The organism is Escherichia sp. UTM R2, assembly GCF_048593455.1.
GTDB lineage: Bacteria > Pseudomonadota > Gammaproteobacteria > Enterobacterales > Enterobacteriaceae > Escherichia > Escherichia coli.
Genome location: NZ_JBFWDY010000002.1, coordinates 2784444 through 2798248, shown reverse-complemented (window position 1 = coordinate 2798248; position 13805 = coordinate 2784444). Strand labels below are relative to the sequence as shown.

General features: G+C 53.5%; 13 protein-coding genes. 10 read left to right on the top strand and 3 right to left on the bottom strand.

Annotated elements, in window-relative coordinates:
* Positions 1-118 precede the first annotated feature (118 nt).
* The 10 genes from hyaA to appA all read left to right on the top strand — a co-directional run bounded on the left by hyaA (position 119) and on the right by appA (position 9895).
* Complete coding sequence (hyaA, locus tag AB4H76_RS14440; protein WP_001058323.1) at positions 119-1237, top strand: hydrogenase 1 small subunit; 1119 nt, start codon at positions 119-121, stop codon at positions 1235-1237.
* Positions 1234-3027, top strand: coding sequence for a Ni/Fe-hydrogenase large subunit (gene hyaB / locus AB4H76_RS14435; protein ID WP_000107384.1), 1794 nt, complete (start codon positions 1234-1236; stop codon positions 3025-3027). Before hyaA ends, hyaB begins: the two co-directional genes overlap by 4 nt.
* A gap of 18 nt (positions 3028-3045) precedes the next feature.
* Positions 3046-3753, top strand: a complete 708-nt coding sequence (hyaC, locus tag AB4H76_RS14430; protein WP_001186424.1) for a Ni/Fe-hydrogenase b-type cytochrome subunit — start codon at positions 3046-3048, stop codon at positions 3751-3753.
* Positions 3750-4337 carry a hydrogenase 1 maturation protease gene (gene hyaD, locus AB4H76_RS14425; protein ID WP_077492715.1) on the top strand — a complete coding sequence of 196 codons (588 nt, stop codon included), beginning with the start codon at positions 3750-3752 and terminating at the stop codon, positions 4335-4337. Before hyaC ends, hyaD begins: the two co-directional genes overlap by 4 nt.
* Entirely contained in the window at positions 4334-4732 is a 399-nt protein-coding gene (gene hyaE, locus AB4H76_RS14420) for a hydrogenase-1 operon protein HyaE (RefSeq protein WP_000063978.1), read from the top strand. The genes hyaD and hyaE overlap by 4 nt, the downstream gene beginning before the upstream one ends.
* Positions 4729-5586, top strand: a complete 858-nt coding sequence (locus tag AB4H76_RS14415; RefSeq protein ID WP_000004899.1) for a hydrogenase expression/formation protein — start codon at positions 4729-4731, stop codon at positions 5584-5586. The genes hyaE and AB4H76_RS14415 overlap by 4 nt, the downstream gene beginning before the upstream one ends.
* A 133-nt stretch (positions 5587-5719) precedes the next feature.
* Positions 5720-7264, top strand: coding sequence for a cytochrome bd-II oxidase subunit 1 (gene appC, locus AB4H76_RS14410; RefSeq protein ID WP_000263577.1), 1545 nt, complete (start codon positions 5720-5722; stop codon positions 7262-7264).
* Positions 7265-7275: 11 nt separating this feature from the next.
* Complete coding sequence (gene appB / locus AB4H76_RS14405; protein WP_000460803.1) at positions 7276-8412, top strand: cytochrome d ubiquinol oxidase subunit II; 1137 nt, start codon at positions 7276-7278, stop codon at positions 8410-8412.
* A gap of 12 nt (positions 8413-8424) precedes the next feature.
* Entirely contained in the window at positions 8425-8517 is a 93-nt protein-coding gene (cbdX, locus tag AB4H76_RS14400; protein WP_000270305.1) for a cytochrome bd-II oxidase subunit CbdX, read from the top strand.
* Positions 8518-8596: 79 nt separating this feature from the next.
* Positions 8597-9895: a bifunctional acid phosphatase/4-phytase gene (gene appA, locus AB4H76_RS14395; RefSeq protein ID WP_001300464.1), complete on the top strand. Its 1299-nt coding sequence runs from the start codon at positions 8597-8599 to the stop codon at positions 9893-9895.
* Positions 9896-10009: 114 nt separating this feature from the next.
* On the opposite strand, the gene etk is transcribed toward appA, so the two are convergent.
* Genes etk through AB4H76_RS14380 form a run of 3 tightly spaced genes read right to left on the bottom strand, consistent with a single transcriptional unit; the run spans position 10010 to position 13783 of the window.
* On the bottom strand, positions 10010-12190 hold the full coding sequence (gene etk / locus AB4H76_RS14390) for a tyrosine-protein kinase (protein ID WP_077492718.1): 2181 nt from the start codon (positions 12188-12190) through the stop codon (positions 10010-10012).
* Positions 12191-12209: 19 nt separating this feature from the next.
* The gene (etp, locus tag AB4H76_RS14385) at positions 12210-12656 is read right to left on the bottom strand and encodes a protein-tyrosine-phosphatase Etp (RefSeq protein WP_000057871.1); all 447 of its coding nucleotides are present in this window, start codon (positions 12654-12656) and stop codon (positions 12210-12212) included.
* The gene (locus AB4H76_RS14380; RefSeq protein WP_001295357.1) at positions 12644-13783 is read right to left on the bottom strand and encodes a polysaccharide export protein; all 1140 of its coding nucleotides are present in this window, start codon (positions 13781-13783) and stop codon (positions 12644-12646) included. The genes etp and AB4H76_RS14380 overlap by 13 nt, the downstream gene beginning before the upstream one ends.
* Positions 13784-13805 lie beyond the last annotated feature (22 nt).

Sequence of the window (13805 nt, the reverse complement as noted above, 5' to 3'; positions counted from 1 at the left end):
GAGCTTTCGTTTTCAGCATCTCACGTGAAGCGATGGTTTGCCTTGCTACAGGGACGTCGCTTGCCGACCATAAGCGCCCGGTGTCCTGCCGGTGTCGCAAGGAGGAGAGACGTGCGATATGAATAACGAGGAAACATTTTACCAGGCCATGCGGCGTCAGGGCGTTACCCGGCGCAGCTTTCTCAAATATTGTAGTCTGGCTGCCACGTCGCTGGGATTAGGCGCGGGAATGGCACCAAAGATTGCCTGGGCGCTGGAGAACAAACCGCGCATTCCGGTGGTATGGATCCACGGTCTGGAATGCACCTGCTGTACCGAATCTTTTATCCGCTCCGCTCACCCACTGGCGAAGGACGTCATCCTTTCCCTGATTTCCCTCGATTACGACGATACTTTGATGGCTGCCGCCGGAACCCAGGCGGAAGAAGTCTTTGAAGACATCATCACGCAATACAATGGCAAATATATCCTCGCAGTAGAAGGTAATCCGCCGCTGGGCGAGCAGGGGATGTTCTGTATCAGCAGCGGTCGACCGTTTATTGAGAAACTCAAACGTGCCGCTGCCGGAGCCAGCGCGATTATCGCCTGGGGAACCTGCGCGTCCTGGGGCTGCGTGCAGGCCGCGCGACCCAATCCGACGCAGGCAACGCCTATCGACAAAGTCATCACCGACAAACCCATTATCAAAGTACCTGGCTGCCCGCCGATCCCGGATGTGATGAGCGCCATCATTACTTACATGGTGACCTTTGATCGCTTGCCAGATGTCGACAGAATGGGCCGTCCGCTGATGTTCTATGGTCAGCGAATCCACGATAAATGCTATCGCCGCGCCCACTTCGACGCCGGAGAGTTCGTCCAGAGTTGGGATGATGACGCTGCCCGCAAAGGTTACTGCCTGTACAAAATGGGCTGCAAAGGGCCTACCACCTATAACGCCTGTTCCTCCACACGCTGGAATGATGGCGTTTCTTTCCCAATCCAGTCTGGTCACGGCTGCCTGGGCTGTGCGGAAAATGGTTTCTGGGATCGCGGTTCGTTCTACAGCCGCGTGGTCGATATTCCGCAAATGGGTACTCATTCCACCGCCGATACCGTCGGTTTAACCGCGCTTGGCGTGGTGGCAGCGGCTGTTGGTGTGCACGCAGTCGCCAGCGCCGTTGACCAGCGCAGACGTCATAACCAGCAACCTACAGAAACCGAACATCAGCCAGGCAATGAGGATAAACAGGCATGAGCACTCAGTACGAAACTCAGGGATACACCATCAATAATGCCGGACGCCGCCTGGTGGTCGACCCGATTACGCGCATCGAAGGCCACATGCGCTGCGAAGTGAATATTAACGATCAGAATGTGATCACCAATGCCGTCTCCTGCGGCACCATGTTTCGCGGGCTGGAGATCATTCTGCAAGGGCGCGACCCGCGCGATGCGTGGGCGTTCGTTGAACGTATCTGCGGCGTCTGTACTGGCGTACACGCCCTGGCTTCGGTTTACGCCATCGAAGATGCTATCGGTATTAAAGTGCCGGACAACGCCAATATCATCCGCAACATTATGCTGGCAACGCTCTGGTGCCACGATCATCTGGTGCACTTCTATCAGCTTGCCGGGATGGACTGGATCGATGTGTTAGATGCGCTGAAAGCCGACCCGCGGAAAACCTCCGAACTGGCGCAAAGTCTCTCCTCTTGGCCGAAATCATCCCCTGGCTATTTCTTCGACGTACAAAACCGCCTGAAAAAATTTGTTGAAGGCGGGCAGTTGGGGATCTTCCGCAATGGCTACTGGGGGCACCCGCAGTACAAACTGCCGCCAGAAGCTAACCTGATGGGCTTTGCCCACTATCTCGAAGCTCTCGATTTCCAGCGTGAAATTGTCAAAATCCACGCGGTCTTTGGCGGTAAAAACCCGCATCCAAACTGGATTGTCGGCGGGATGCCTTGCGCCATCAACATTGACGAAAGCGGCGCGGTCGGGGCAGTCAATATGGAACGCCTGAACCTGGTGCAGTCAATTATCACCCGCACGGCGGACTTCATTAACAACGTGATGATCCCCGACGCCTTAGCCATCGGTCAGTTCAACAAACCGTGGAGCGAAATCGGCACTGGTCTTTCTGATAAATGCGTTCTCAGCTACGGCGCATTCCCGGATATTGCCAACGACTTTGGCGAGAAAAGTCTGCTGATGCCTGGCGGCGCGGTGATTAACGGCGACTTCAACAATGTGCTGCCAGTGGATTTGGTTGATCCGCAGCAGGTGCAGGAGTTTGTCGACCACGCCTGGTATCGATATCCCAACGATCAGGTCGGGCGTCATCCGTTCGATGGCATCACCGACCCGTGGTACAACCCCGGCGATGTCAAAGGCAGCGATACCAACATTCAGCAGCTGAATGAACAGGAACGCTACTCGTGGATCAAAGCGCCACGCTGGCGCGGTAACGCGATGGAAGTGGGGCCGCTGGCGCGCACGTTAATCGCTTATCACAAAGGCGATGCTGCGACCGTTGAGTCGGTCGATCGCATGATGTCGGCGTTGAACCTGCCGCTTTCCGGTATCCAGTCAACGTTAGGCCGCATTTTGTGCCGCGCGCACGAAGCGCAGTGGGCCGCAGGTAAGTTGCAGTATTTCTTCGACAAGCTGATGACCAACCTGAAAAACGGCAATCTCGCCACTGCTTCCACGGAAAAATGGGAACCTGCAACCTGGCCGACAGAGTGCCGTGGTGTCGGTTTTACCGAAGCGCCGCGCGGGGCGTTAGGCCACTGGGCCGCCATTCGCGATGGCAAGATTGATCTCTACCAGTGCGTGGTGCCGACCACCTGGAACGCCAGCCCGCGCGATCCCAAAGGGCAGATTGGCGCTTATGAAGCGGCGCTGATGAACACCAAAATGGCGATCCCCGAGCAACCGCTGGAGATCCTGCGTACTCTGCACAGCTTTGACCCGTGCCTCGCCTGTTCAACACACGTGCTGGGCGACGACGGTAGCGAGCTGATCTCCGTGCAGGTGCGTTAACAGCGAAGGAGAATCATCATGCAACAGAAAAGCGACAACGTTGTCAGCCACTATGTCTTTGAAGCGCCAGTGCGCATCTGGCACTGGTTGACGGTGTTATGCATGGCGGTGTTGATGGTCACCGGATACTTTATCGGCAAGCCGCTACCTTCCGTCAGCGGCGAGGCGACGTATCTGTTCTATATGGGCTACATCAGGTTAATTCACTTCAGCGCCGGGATGGTTTTTACCGTGGTTTTGCTGATGCGGATCTACTGGGCTTTTGTTGGCAATCGATACTCCCGCGAGCTGTTTATCGTGCCGGTATGGCGTAAAAGCTGGTGGCAGGGCGTGTGGTATGAAATCCGCTGGTATCTGTTTCTGGCAAAACGTCCGAGTGCCGATATAGGCCATAATCCCATCGCCCAGGCGGCGATGTTCGGCTATTTCCTGATGTCGGTCTTTATGATCATCACTGGTTTTGCGCTGTACAGCGAACACAGCCAGTACGCTATTTTTGCGCCGTTCCGTTATGTGGTGGAATTTTTCTACTGGACGGGTGGCAACTCAATGGACATTCACAGCTGGCATCGGCTGGGGATGTGGCTGATTGGCGCGTTTGTGATCGGTCATGTCTACATGGCGCTGCGTGAAGACATCATGTCCGACGACACGGTGATCTCCACCATGGTCAACGGCTACCGTAGCCACAAATTTGGCAAAATAAGTAACAAGGAGCGTTCATGAGCGAGCAACGCGTGGTGGTCATGGGGCTGGGCAACCTGCTGTGGGCCGATGAAGGCTTCGGCGTGCGGGTGGTGGAACGGCTGTATGCCCATTACCACTGGCCCGAGTATGTGGAGATTGTCGATGGCGGTACTCAGGGACTGAACTTGCTGGGGTATGTCGAAAGCGCCAGCCATCTGTTGATTCTCGATGCCATTGACTACGGGCTGGAACCTGGAACGCTGCGAACCTATGCCGGAGAACGCATTCCGGCTTATCTCAGCGCGAAGAAAATGAGCCTGCATCAGAACAGTTTCTCCGAAGTGTTGGCGCTGGCGGATATCCGCGGACATCTGCCAGCACATATTGCCCTCGTCGGTCTGCAACCCGCAATGCTCGACGACTACGGCGGTAGCCTGAGCGAACTGGCACGGGAGCAACTGCCCGCTGCGGAACAGGCGGCGCTGGCGCAGCTTGCTGCGTGGGGAATTGTGCCGCAACCGGCTAATGAATCGCGCTGTCTCAATTATGACTGTCTGTCGATGGAAAATTACGAAGGCGTTCGCTTGCGCCAGTACCGGATGACACAGGAGGAGCAGGGATGAGCAACGACACGCCATTTGATGCGTTGTGGCAACGAATGCTGGCGCGCGGCTGGACGCCAGTCAGTGAATCCCGTCTTGACGACTGGCTTACGCAAGCGCCAGACGGCGTGGTGTTATTAAGCAGTGACCCGAAACGCACGCCAGAGGTCAGCGATAATCCGGTAATGATTGGCGAATTACTGCGCGAGTTTCCCGACTATACATGGCAGGTGGCGATTGCTGACCTTGAGCAGAGCGAAGCCATCGGCGATCGCTTTGGCGTCTTTCGCTTTCCTGCCACTTTAGTGTTTACCGGCGGAAACTATCGCGGCGTGCTGAATGGTATTCACCCGTGGGCGGAACTGATAAACCTGATGCGCGGGCTTGTCGAACCGCAGCAGGAGCGTGCCTCATGAGCGAAACTTTTTTCCATCTGCTGGGGCCAGGAACGCAACCGAACGATGACAGTTTCAGCATGAATCCACTGCCGATCACCTGTCAGGTGAATGATGAACCGAGTATGGCGGCCCTGGAGCAATGTGCTCACAGCCCGCAGGTGATTGCGCTGTTAAACGAGTTACAACATCAACTAAGCGAACGCCAACCGCCGTTGGGCGAGGTGCTGGCAGTCGATCTGTTAAATCTCAACGCCGACGATCGTCACTTTATCAATACGCTTCTCGGGGAAGGGGAAGTGTCAGTGCGCATTCAGCAGGCTGACGACAGTGAAAGTGAAATACAGGAGGCGATCTTCTGCGGATTATGGCGGGTGCGCAGACGTCGCGGCGAAAAGTTGCTGGAGGACAAACTGGAGGCTGGCTGCGCGCCGCTGGCGTTGTGGCAGGCGGCAACGCAAAATCTCTTGCCGACAGATTCGCTGTTACCGCCGCCCATTGATGGCCTGATGAATGGCCTACCGTTGGCGCATGAGTTACTGGCACATGTACGTAACCCCGACGCGCAGCCGCACAGCATTAATCTGACGCAATTACCCATCAGCGAGGCTGATCGGCTTTTTCTCTCACGTCTCTGTGGGCCGGGAAATATTCAGATTCGTACCATTGGCTATGGCGAGAGCTATATCAACGCCACGGGGTTACGCCATGTCTGGCATTTACGCTGTACGGACACCTTAAAAGGCCCGTTACTGGAAAGTTATGAAATCTGCCCAATACCGGAAGTGGTGCTGGCAGCGCCAGAAGATTTGGTCGACTCTGCGCAGCGGCTTAGCGAGGTATGTCAGTGGCTGGCGGAAGCTGCACCGACGTAAAAAGACGGTAAGTATCGCTTTCAGTCTTATGAATATCGCAATCGGCGAATACCTCTGGTCGTAGAGTTTCAGGATAAAGAGGGAGATCTACCATTATCGGGTTATTTTTCTCTCTTCGCCTACAGGAGTGCGCATGTGGGATGTCATTGATTTATCGCGCTGGCAGTTTGCTCTGACCGCGCTGTATCACTTTTTATTTGTACCCCTTACCCTGGGGCTGATTTTTTTGCTGGCTATCATGGAAACCATTTACGTGGTCACCGGCAAAACAATCTACCGCGATATGACTCGCTTCTGGGGTAAGCTCTTCGGTATCAATTTTGCTCTTGGCGTGGCTACCGGCCTGACCATGGAGTTTCAGTTTGGTACTAACTGGTCATTCTATTCCAACTATGTGGGCGATATTTTTGGCGCACCGCTGGCGATGGAAGCATTAATGGCCTTCTTCCTCGAATCCACCTTTGTCGGGCTGTTCTTCTTCGGCTGGCAACGGCTGAATAAATACCAGCACCTGCTGGTGACGTGGCTGGTGGCGTTCGGTTCAAATCTCTCTGCGTTGTGGATATTGAATGCCAACGGTTGGATGCAATACCCGACCGGTGCGCATTTTGATATCGACACCCTGCGTATGGAGATGACCAGCTTCAGCGAGCTGGTCTTTAATCCGGTCAGCCAGGTGAAATTTGTGCACACCGTAATGGCGGGCTACGTGACCGGGGCCATGTTTATTATGGCGATCAGCGCCTGGTATTTACTGCGCGGACGGGAGCGCGATGTCGCATTACGCTCGTTTGCCATCGGTTCCGTCTTCGGTACTCTGGCGATTATCGGTACCCTGCAACTCGGAGACAGTTCTGCGTATGAAGTCGCGCAAGTACAACCGGTAAAACTGGCGGCGATGGAAGGGGAGTGGCAAACGGAACCTGCACCTGCACCGTTCCATGTGGTTGCCTGGCCGGAACAGGATCAAGAGCGTAACGCCTTTGCCCTCAAAATTCCCGCGCTGCTAGGGATCCTCGCCACTCACTCATTAGATAAACCCGTGCCGGGTCTGAAGAATTTGATGGCTGAAACCTACCCACGCTTGCAACGCGGACGTATGGCCTGGCTGTTAATGCAGGAAATATCGCAAGGCAATCGTGAGCCGCATGTGTTGCAGGCATTCCGGGGACTGGAAGGTGACCTGGGCTACGGCATGTTGCTCTCCCGCTATGCGCCGGATATGAATCATGTCACAGCCGCACAGTACCAGGCGGCGATGCGTGGCGCGATACCTCAGGTTGCGCCGGTATTCTGGAGTTTCCGCATCATGGTGGGCTGTGGTTCCCTGCTGCTACTGGTGATGCTGATTGCGCTTGTCCAGACGCTGCGTGGCAAAATCGACCAGCATCGCTGGGTGCTGAAAATGGCGCTCTGGAGTTTGCCGTTGCCGTGGATTGCGATTGAAGCCGGGTGGTTTATGACCGAGTTTGGTCGTCAGCCGTGGGCGATACAGGACATCTTACCGACATACTCCGCGCACTCCGCTTTAACCACAGGACAACTGGCTTTCTCACTGATCATGATCGTAGGGCTTTACACCCTGTTCTTAATCGCCGAAGTCTACCTGATGCAGAAATATGCCCGTCTGGGGCCGAGCGCGATGCAGAGTGAACAACCGACGCAGCAACAGGGGTAAAGGAGAAAATCATGTTTGATTATGAAACATTGCGCTTCATCTGGTGGCTGCTGATTGGCGTGATCCTGGTGGTCTTTATGATCTCCGACGGATTTGACATGGGGATCGGCTGTCTGCTGCCGCTGGTGGCGCGTAATGATGATGAACGCCGGATAGTGATAAACAGCGTTGGTGCACACTGGGAAGGCAACCAGGTCTGGTTGATCCTCGCTGGTGGGGCATTATTTGCCGCCTGGCCCAGAGTGTATGCAGCGGCGTTTTCCGGCTTTTATGTGGCGATGATCCTGGTGCTGTGCTCACTGTTCTTCCGCCCGCTGGCCTTTGATTATCGCGGAAAAATCGCCGATGCACGCTGGCGTAAAATGTGGGACGCCGGTCTGGTCATCGGCAGTCTGGTGCCGCCGGTAGTCTTCGGTATCGCCTTCGGCAACTTGTTGCTCGGCGTGCCGTTTGCCTTCACACCGCAATTACGCGTGGAGTATCTCGGCAGCTTCTGGCAACTGCTGACGCCATTCCCTTTATTGTGCGGATTGCTCAGCCTTGGGATGGTGATTTTGCAAGGTGGCGTCTGGTTACAACTGAAAACTGTTGGTGTGATTCATCTGCGTTCACAGCTGGCCACCAAACGCGCTGCACTGTTGGTGATGCTGTGCTTTTTGCTGGCGGGTTACTGGCTGTGGGTCGGTATTGATGGCTTTGTACTGCTCGCCCAGGATGCTAACGGTCCTTCCAATCCGTTAATGAAACTGGTGGCAGTGCTACCTGGTGCCTGGATGAATAATTTCGTCGAATCGCCCGTTTTGTGGATCTTCCCGCTGCTGGGGTTCTTCTGCCCATTGCTGACGGTGATGGCGATTTATCGTGGTCGCCCGGGTTGGGGATTTTTAATGGCGTCATTGATGCAATTTGGCGTGATTTTCACGGCAGGCATCACGCTGTTCCCCTTTGTCATGCCGTCAAGCGTGAGTCCAATCTCCAGCCTGACGTTGTGGGACAGCACTTCCAGTCAGCTGACGCTGAGCATTATGTTGGTAATCGTGCTGATATTTTTGCCCATTGTGTTGCTCTACACTCTCTGGAGCTACTACAAAATGTGGGGACGCATGACAACAGAAACTCTCCGCCGTAACGAAAACGAGTTGTACTAAGGAGCAGGAACAATGTGGTATTTACTTTGGTTCGTCGGCATTTTGTTGATGTGTTCGCTCTCCACCCTTGTGTTGGTATGGCTGGACCCGCGTCTGAAAAGTTAACGAACGTAGGCCTGATGCGGCGCATTAGCATCGCATCAGGCAATCAATAATGTCAGATATGAAAAGCGGAAACATATCGATGAAAGCGATCTTAATCCCATTTTTATCTCTTCTGATTCCGTTAACCCCGCAATCTGCATTCGCTCAGAGTGAGCCGGAGCTGAAGCTGGAAAGTGTGGTGATTGTCAGTCGTCATGGTGTGCGTGCTCCAACCAAGGCCACGCAACTGATGCAGGATGTCACCCCAGACGCATGGCCAACCTGGCCGGTAAAACTGGGTTGGCTGACACCGCGCGGTGGTGAGCTAATCGCCTATCTCGGACATTACCAACGCCAGCGTCTGGTAGCCGACGGATTGCTGGCGAAAAAGGGCTGCCCGCAGTCTGGTCAGGTCGCGATTATTGCTGATGTCGACGAGCGTACCCGTAAAACAGGCGAAGCCTTCGCCGCCGGGCTGGCACCTGACTGTGCAATAACCGTACATACCCAGGCAGATACGTCCAGTCCCGATCCGTTATTTAATCCTCTAAAAACTGGCGTTTGCCAACTGGATAACGCGAACGTGACTGACGCGATCCTCAGCAGGGCAGGAGGGTCAATTGCTGACTTTACCGGGCATCGGCAAACGGCGTTTCGCGAACTGGAACGGGTGCTTAATTTTCCGCAATCAAACTTGTGCCTTAAACGTGAGAAACAGGACGAAAGCTGTTCATTAACGCAGGCATTACCATCGGAACTCAAGGTGAGCGCCGACAATGTCTCATTAACCGGTGCGGTAAGCCTCGCATCAATGCTGACGGAGATATTTCTCCTGCAACAAGCACAGGGAATGCCGGAGCCGGGGTGGGGAAGGATCACCGATTCACACCAGTGGAACACCTTGCTAAGTTTGCATAACGCGCAATTTTATTTGCTACAACGCACGCCAGAGGTTGCCCGCAGCCGCGCCACCCCGTTATTAGATTTGATCAAGACAGCGTTGACGCCCCATCCACCGCAAAAACAGGCGTATGGTGTGACATTACCCACTTCAGTGCTGTTTATCGCCGGACACGATACTAATCTGGCAAATCTCGGCGGCGCACTGGAGCTCAACTGGACGCTTCCCGGTCAGCCGGATAACACGCCGCCAGGTGGTGAACTGGTGTTTGAACGCTGGCGTCGGCTAAGCGATAACAGCCAGTGGATTCAGGTTTCGTTGGTCTTCCAGACTTTACAGCAGATGCGTGATAAAACGCCGCTGTCATTAAATACGCCGCCCGGAGAGGTGAAACTGACCCTGGCAGGATGTGAAGAGCGAAATGCGCAGGGCATGTGTTCGTTGGCAGGTTTTACGCAAATCGTGAATGAAGCACGCATACCGGCGTGCAGTTTGTAATGCATAAAAAAGAGCATTCAGTTACCTGAATGCTCTGAGGCTGATGACAAACGAAGAACTGTCTAATGCGTAGACCGGAAAAGGCGTTCACGCCGCATCCGGCCACTTTCAGTTTTACTCTTTCTCGGAGTAACTATAACCGTAATAGTTATAGCCGTAACTGTAAGCGGTGCTGGCGCGTTTAATCACACCATTGAGGATAGCGCCTTTAATATTGACGCCTGCCTGTTCCAGACGCTGCATTGACAAACTCACCTCTTTGGCGGTGTTCAAGCCAAAACGCGCAACCAGCAGGCTGGTGCCAACAGAACGCCCCACGACCGCGGCATCACTCACCGCCAGCATCGGCGGCGTATCGACAATCACCAGATCGTAATGGTCGTTCGCCCATTCCAGTAATTGACGCATCCGATCGCGCATCAGCAGTTCAGACGGGTTAGGTGGCACCTGACCGCGAGTAATCACATCAAAGCCTCCTTTGCCAAAATGCTGGATCACTTTGTTGAGCTCATCTTTACCTGCCAGATATTCCGACAAGCCATGTTCATTACTCACGGTAAACAGGTTATGCGAATAACCACGGCGTAAGTCGGCATCAATAAATAACACTTTTTGATCGGACTGGGCGATCACCGCTGCCAGAGTTGAACTGACAAACGTTTTACCACTGTCTGGCGTCGCACCGGTGATCATCAGAATGTTATTCTCCGTCTCCATCATAGCGAAATGCAGACTGGTTCGTAGCGCACGTACGGCTTCCACAGCAGAATCCGCCGGGTTATCCACCGCCAGGAAGGGGATATTTTTAGTACGATGGCGCTGCTGATTAGAAAATAAATTTTTCTTACGCAGACGGGTGTGTTTATCCAGCCACTCGGACATTGGGATAGTGGCATAAACGCTGATGCCGTGCTCTTCCAGTTGTTCCGGGGCTTCTACACCACGACGCAACATCGCACGCGCCAGCACGGCACCCACAGAAATAAACAGGCCAAGAATAAAACCAAGCACCACGTTCAACGCTTTTTTCGGTTTCACTGGCTGCGGCTGAGTGACTGCCGGGTCGATAATCCGCACGTTACCAATGGCACTGGATTTCGAAATACTCAACTCCTGCTGGCGGTTAAGTAATTGCAGATATACCGCACGGCCCGCTTCTACGTCACGGCTTAAACGTAACACTTCCTGTTGAGTGGAAGGCATTGCCGATACCCGCTTATTCAGGCGTTTGCGTTCTTGCTCCAGCGTCTGGCGTTTTTCCAGCAGCGCACGATAAGTTGGGTGATCTTTCTTATACAGCTGGGAGATCTCTGCCTCGCGGAAGGTCAGCTCATTGAGTTGATTATCAACGTTCACAATCTGCTCAAGAACGGCTTTGGCTTCCAGGTTAAGGTCAACCGAATCGCGCTGCTGGCGATAAACGTTGAGTTTTTCTTCCGCTTGGTCCAGCTCGCTGCGCACTTCAGGTAACTGGCGCTGTAAGAATTCAAGGCTTTGTGAATCCTGCGCCGCCTGGCGAGCGATATTCTGTTGCAAATAGTTGTTAGCGATGCTGTTCAGAATACGAGTAATCAACTGGGGATCATCACCAGTCATGGTAAGTTCCAGCATCCCGCTTTCTTTACTGCGTTCGCTAACGGTAAAGGTTTCCTGCAATGCGTTAATCGCTTCCAGTTCGGTACGCTGGCTCAGGACAAACTGTGTTCCTGGTTTGGCCTTAATGTCCGCGATAGTCAGCGCAACGCCATCTTTTTCCAGACGCTGGCCGACCATACCATTGACGGTGAACTCTTCACCTTCCAGTGTATAGTGGCCGTTTTCCCCAACCGTGAGTGTCAGTTGCTGATCCTGACCATTCAGTTGTGGAATATGCATCCAGCTGATCGCCAGCTCACCTGGTTTTTCTTTGGTTAATCTCGCCCAGCCGCGACCCACAATCGGAAAATACTTCTGCTCAACTATGTCGCGCAGATTCAGTTCAGCAATGGTTTTACCGAGAATCATGCGCGATTGCAGCAGTTGGATCTCCGGTGCAGACTCGGGCGATGAGTTAGGGATCATATCGCTCAGGCCGCTGAGAATGGCGTTGCCCTGTTTTTGCTCAACCTGGACCAGAGTATCTGCCTGATAAATTGGTGTGCTTAACAGCGAGTAAGCGACAGCGATCAGCGTGAATAACGCGGTCACGCTGATAATAAACTTACGGTGATCCCATAACTCGCCGACCAGACGAAGCAGATCGATCTCATTTTCCTGAGTGCTGCCTGGTGGCGTATTCATATTTTTAGTTGTCATCGTATTTTATAAACTCAAATTACCGGCTGAGGCGCTTCGCCCATTCCTGACTGGCGCGCTCCAACATACCGTAGACATGTTCAAATGCGTCCTGACTTTTACGATAGGGATCCGGGATCTCTTTCTGTTCCAGCCATTGCCCAAACAGCATTGTCTTCCCGCGGACCTCGGGAGCAATTGCGGTAACCTGAGCAATATGTTCCGACTCCATTGCCAGAATCAGATCGTAATTTCGTGCCATCTCAGCAGTGAGCTTACGTCCGGCATGTCCTTCAAGAGATACGCCATGATTAGCGGCAACATCTGCCGCTGTCGCATCTGCAGGGTGTTTTACCAGACCATGAACACCTGCCGATTTGACTTTTACGCCCGGCAGACGTTTACGCAGCAAGCGCTCGCCAATGGGCGAACGGCAAATGTTGCCGGTACAAACCACCAGGATTGAGTTAAATTTTAGTTGGGCCATGTTTGAATCCACCGTGAAGTCTCTGTCAGGTCATGCACCCCGGAAATCGTCGGTACCAGCAGAGAAATCACACGGTTCCAACGAGCCAGCGGCGCGGTAGTGACATAAACAATGTCGTAAGGTTCAAGCTGGAATTCCGTTCCGAGTATCATTGCCGATGCGTCCTTCGCATTCAGCTGATAAATATTGGCGATTTTGCCATTCTGCTTGTTTTGCGTTGCACGAATAACAAAAATCCCCGTCGCATCAGCGACATCCTGATTCATACCCTCAGCGTTACCCAGCGCTTCCGCCAGGGTCATACCGCTGCGGTCCATTTTCAGCGTGCTCTGTTTACCCACTTCACCCATCACGAAGACTTTCAGATCATCGTTGCGCGGAATAAATAAAATATCGCCCGGGTGCAGCAGTTTGTTCTGGCGCAAGTCGCCACGCTGCATCAGCGCATAGAGGTTCACTTTGGTCTTTACGCCATTCTGGGTGAGCACCACGTTGCGCCAGTCTGCATCTGCGGTCAGACCGCCCGCGGCGTTAATCGCATCCATGATGGTCAGAGGAATATTGGTAATCGGCTGCTGACCCGATTTGCTGACTTCGCCGGTGACGTACGCTTTTTGCGAGCGGAACGCCGCGACGCTGACATCGACTTGCGGGCTTTCAATGACTGAATCCAGACGCGCTGTAATCTCGTTGCGTACCTGGGTAAGTGTTTTCCCGGCCACTTTCAGGCGACCAATATAGGGGTAGAAAATCGCACCATCGGCGTTAACCCAGTTGCCGGTATCACTGGCGCTACGGTATTGCCCTGCGGGGGTGGTTAGTTCCGGGTGATCCCAGACCGTAACCATCAACACATCCCCAATGCCGATACGATATTCATAGTTCGCGATTTGCTGCTCCAGCTCCGGGTTAGCCTGCGACATAATCGGTTTGGCGCGCAGCTGATCAATCAATCCTGGCGTGACGGGATAGATATTGACCATTTTGTCCAGGTCATACTGATTGTCAGGTAGTTCAATGACATCCTTGTTACTGGTCGATAAATTCTGACCAGGAACAAGGGTACATGCTGTCAAAGACAGAACAGCCAATGTCAGTACCGAAAACTTAAAAATGTTCTTTTTCATTGGTTTATATTTATCAGTCAAT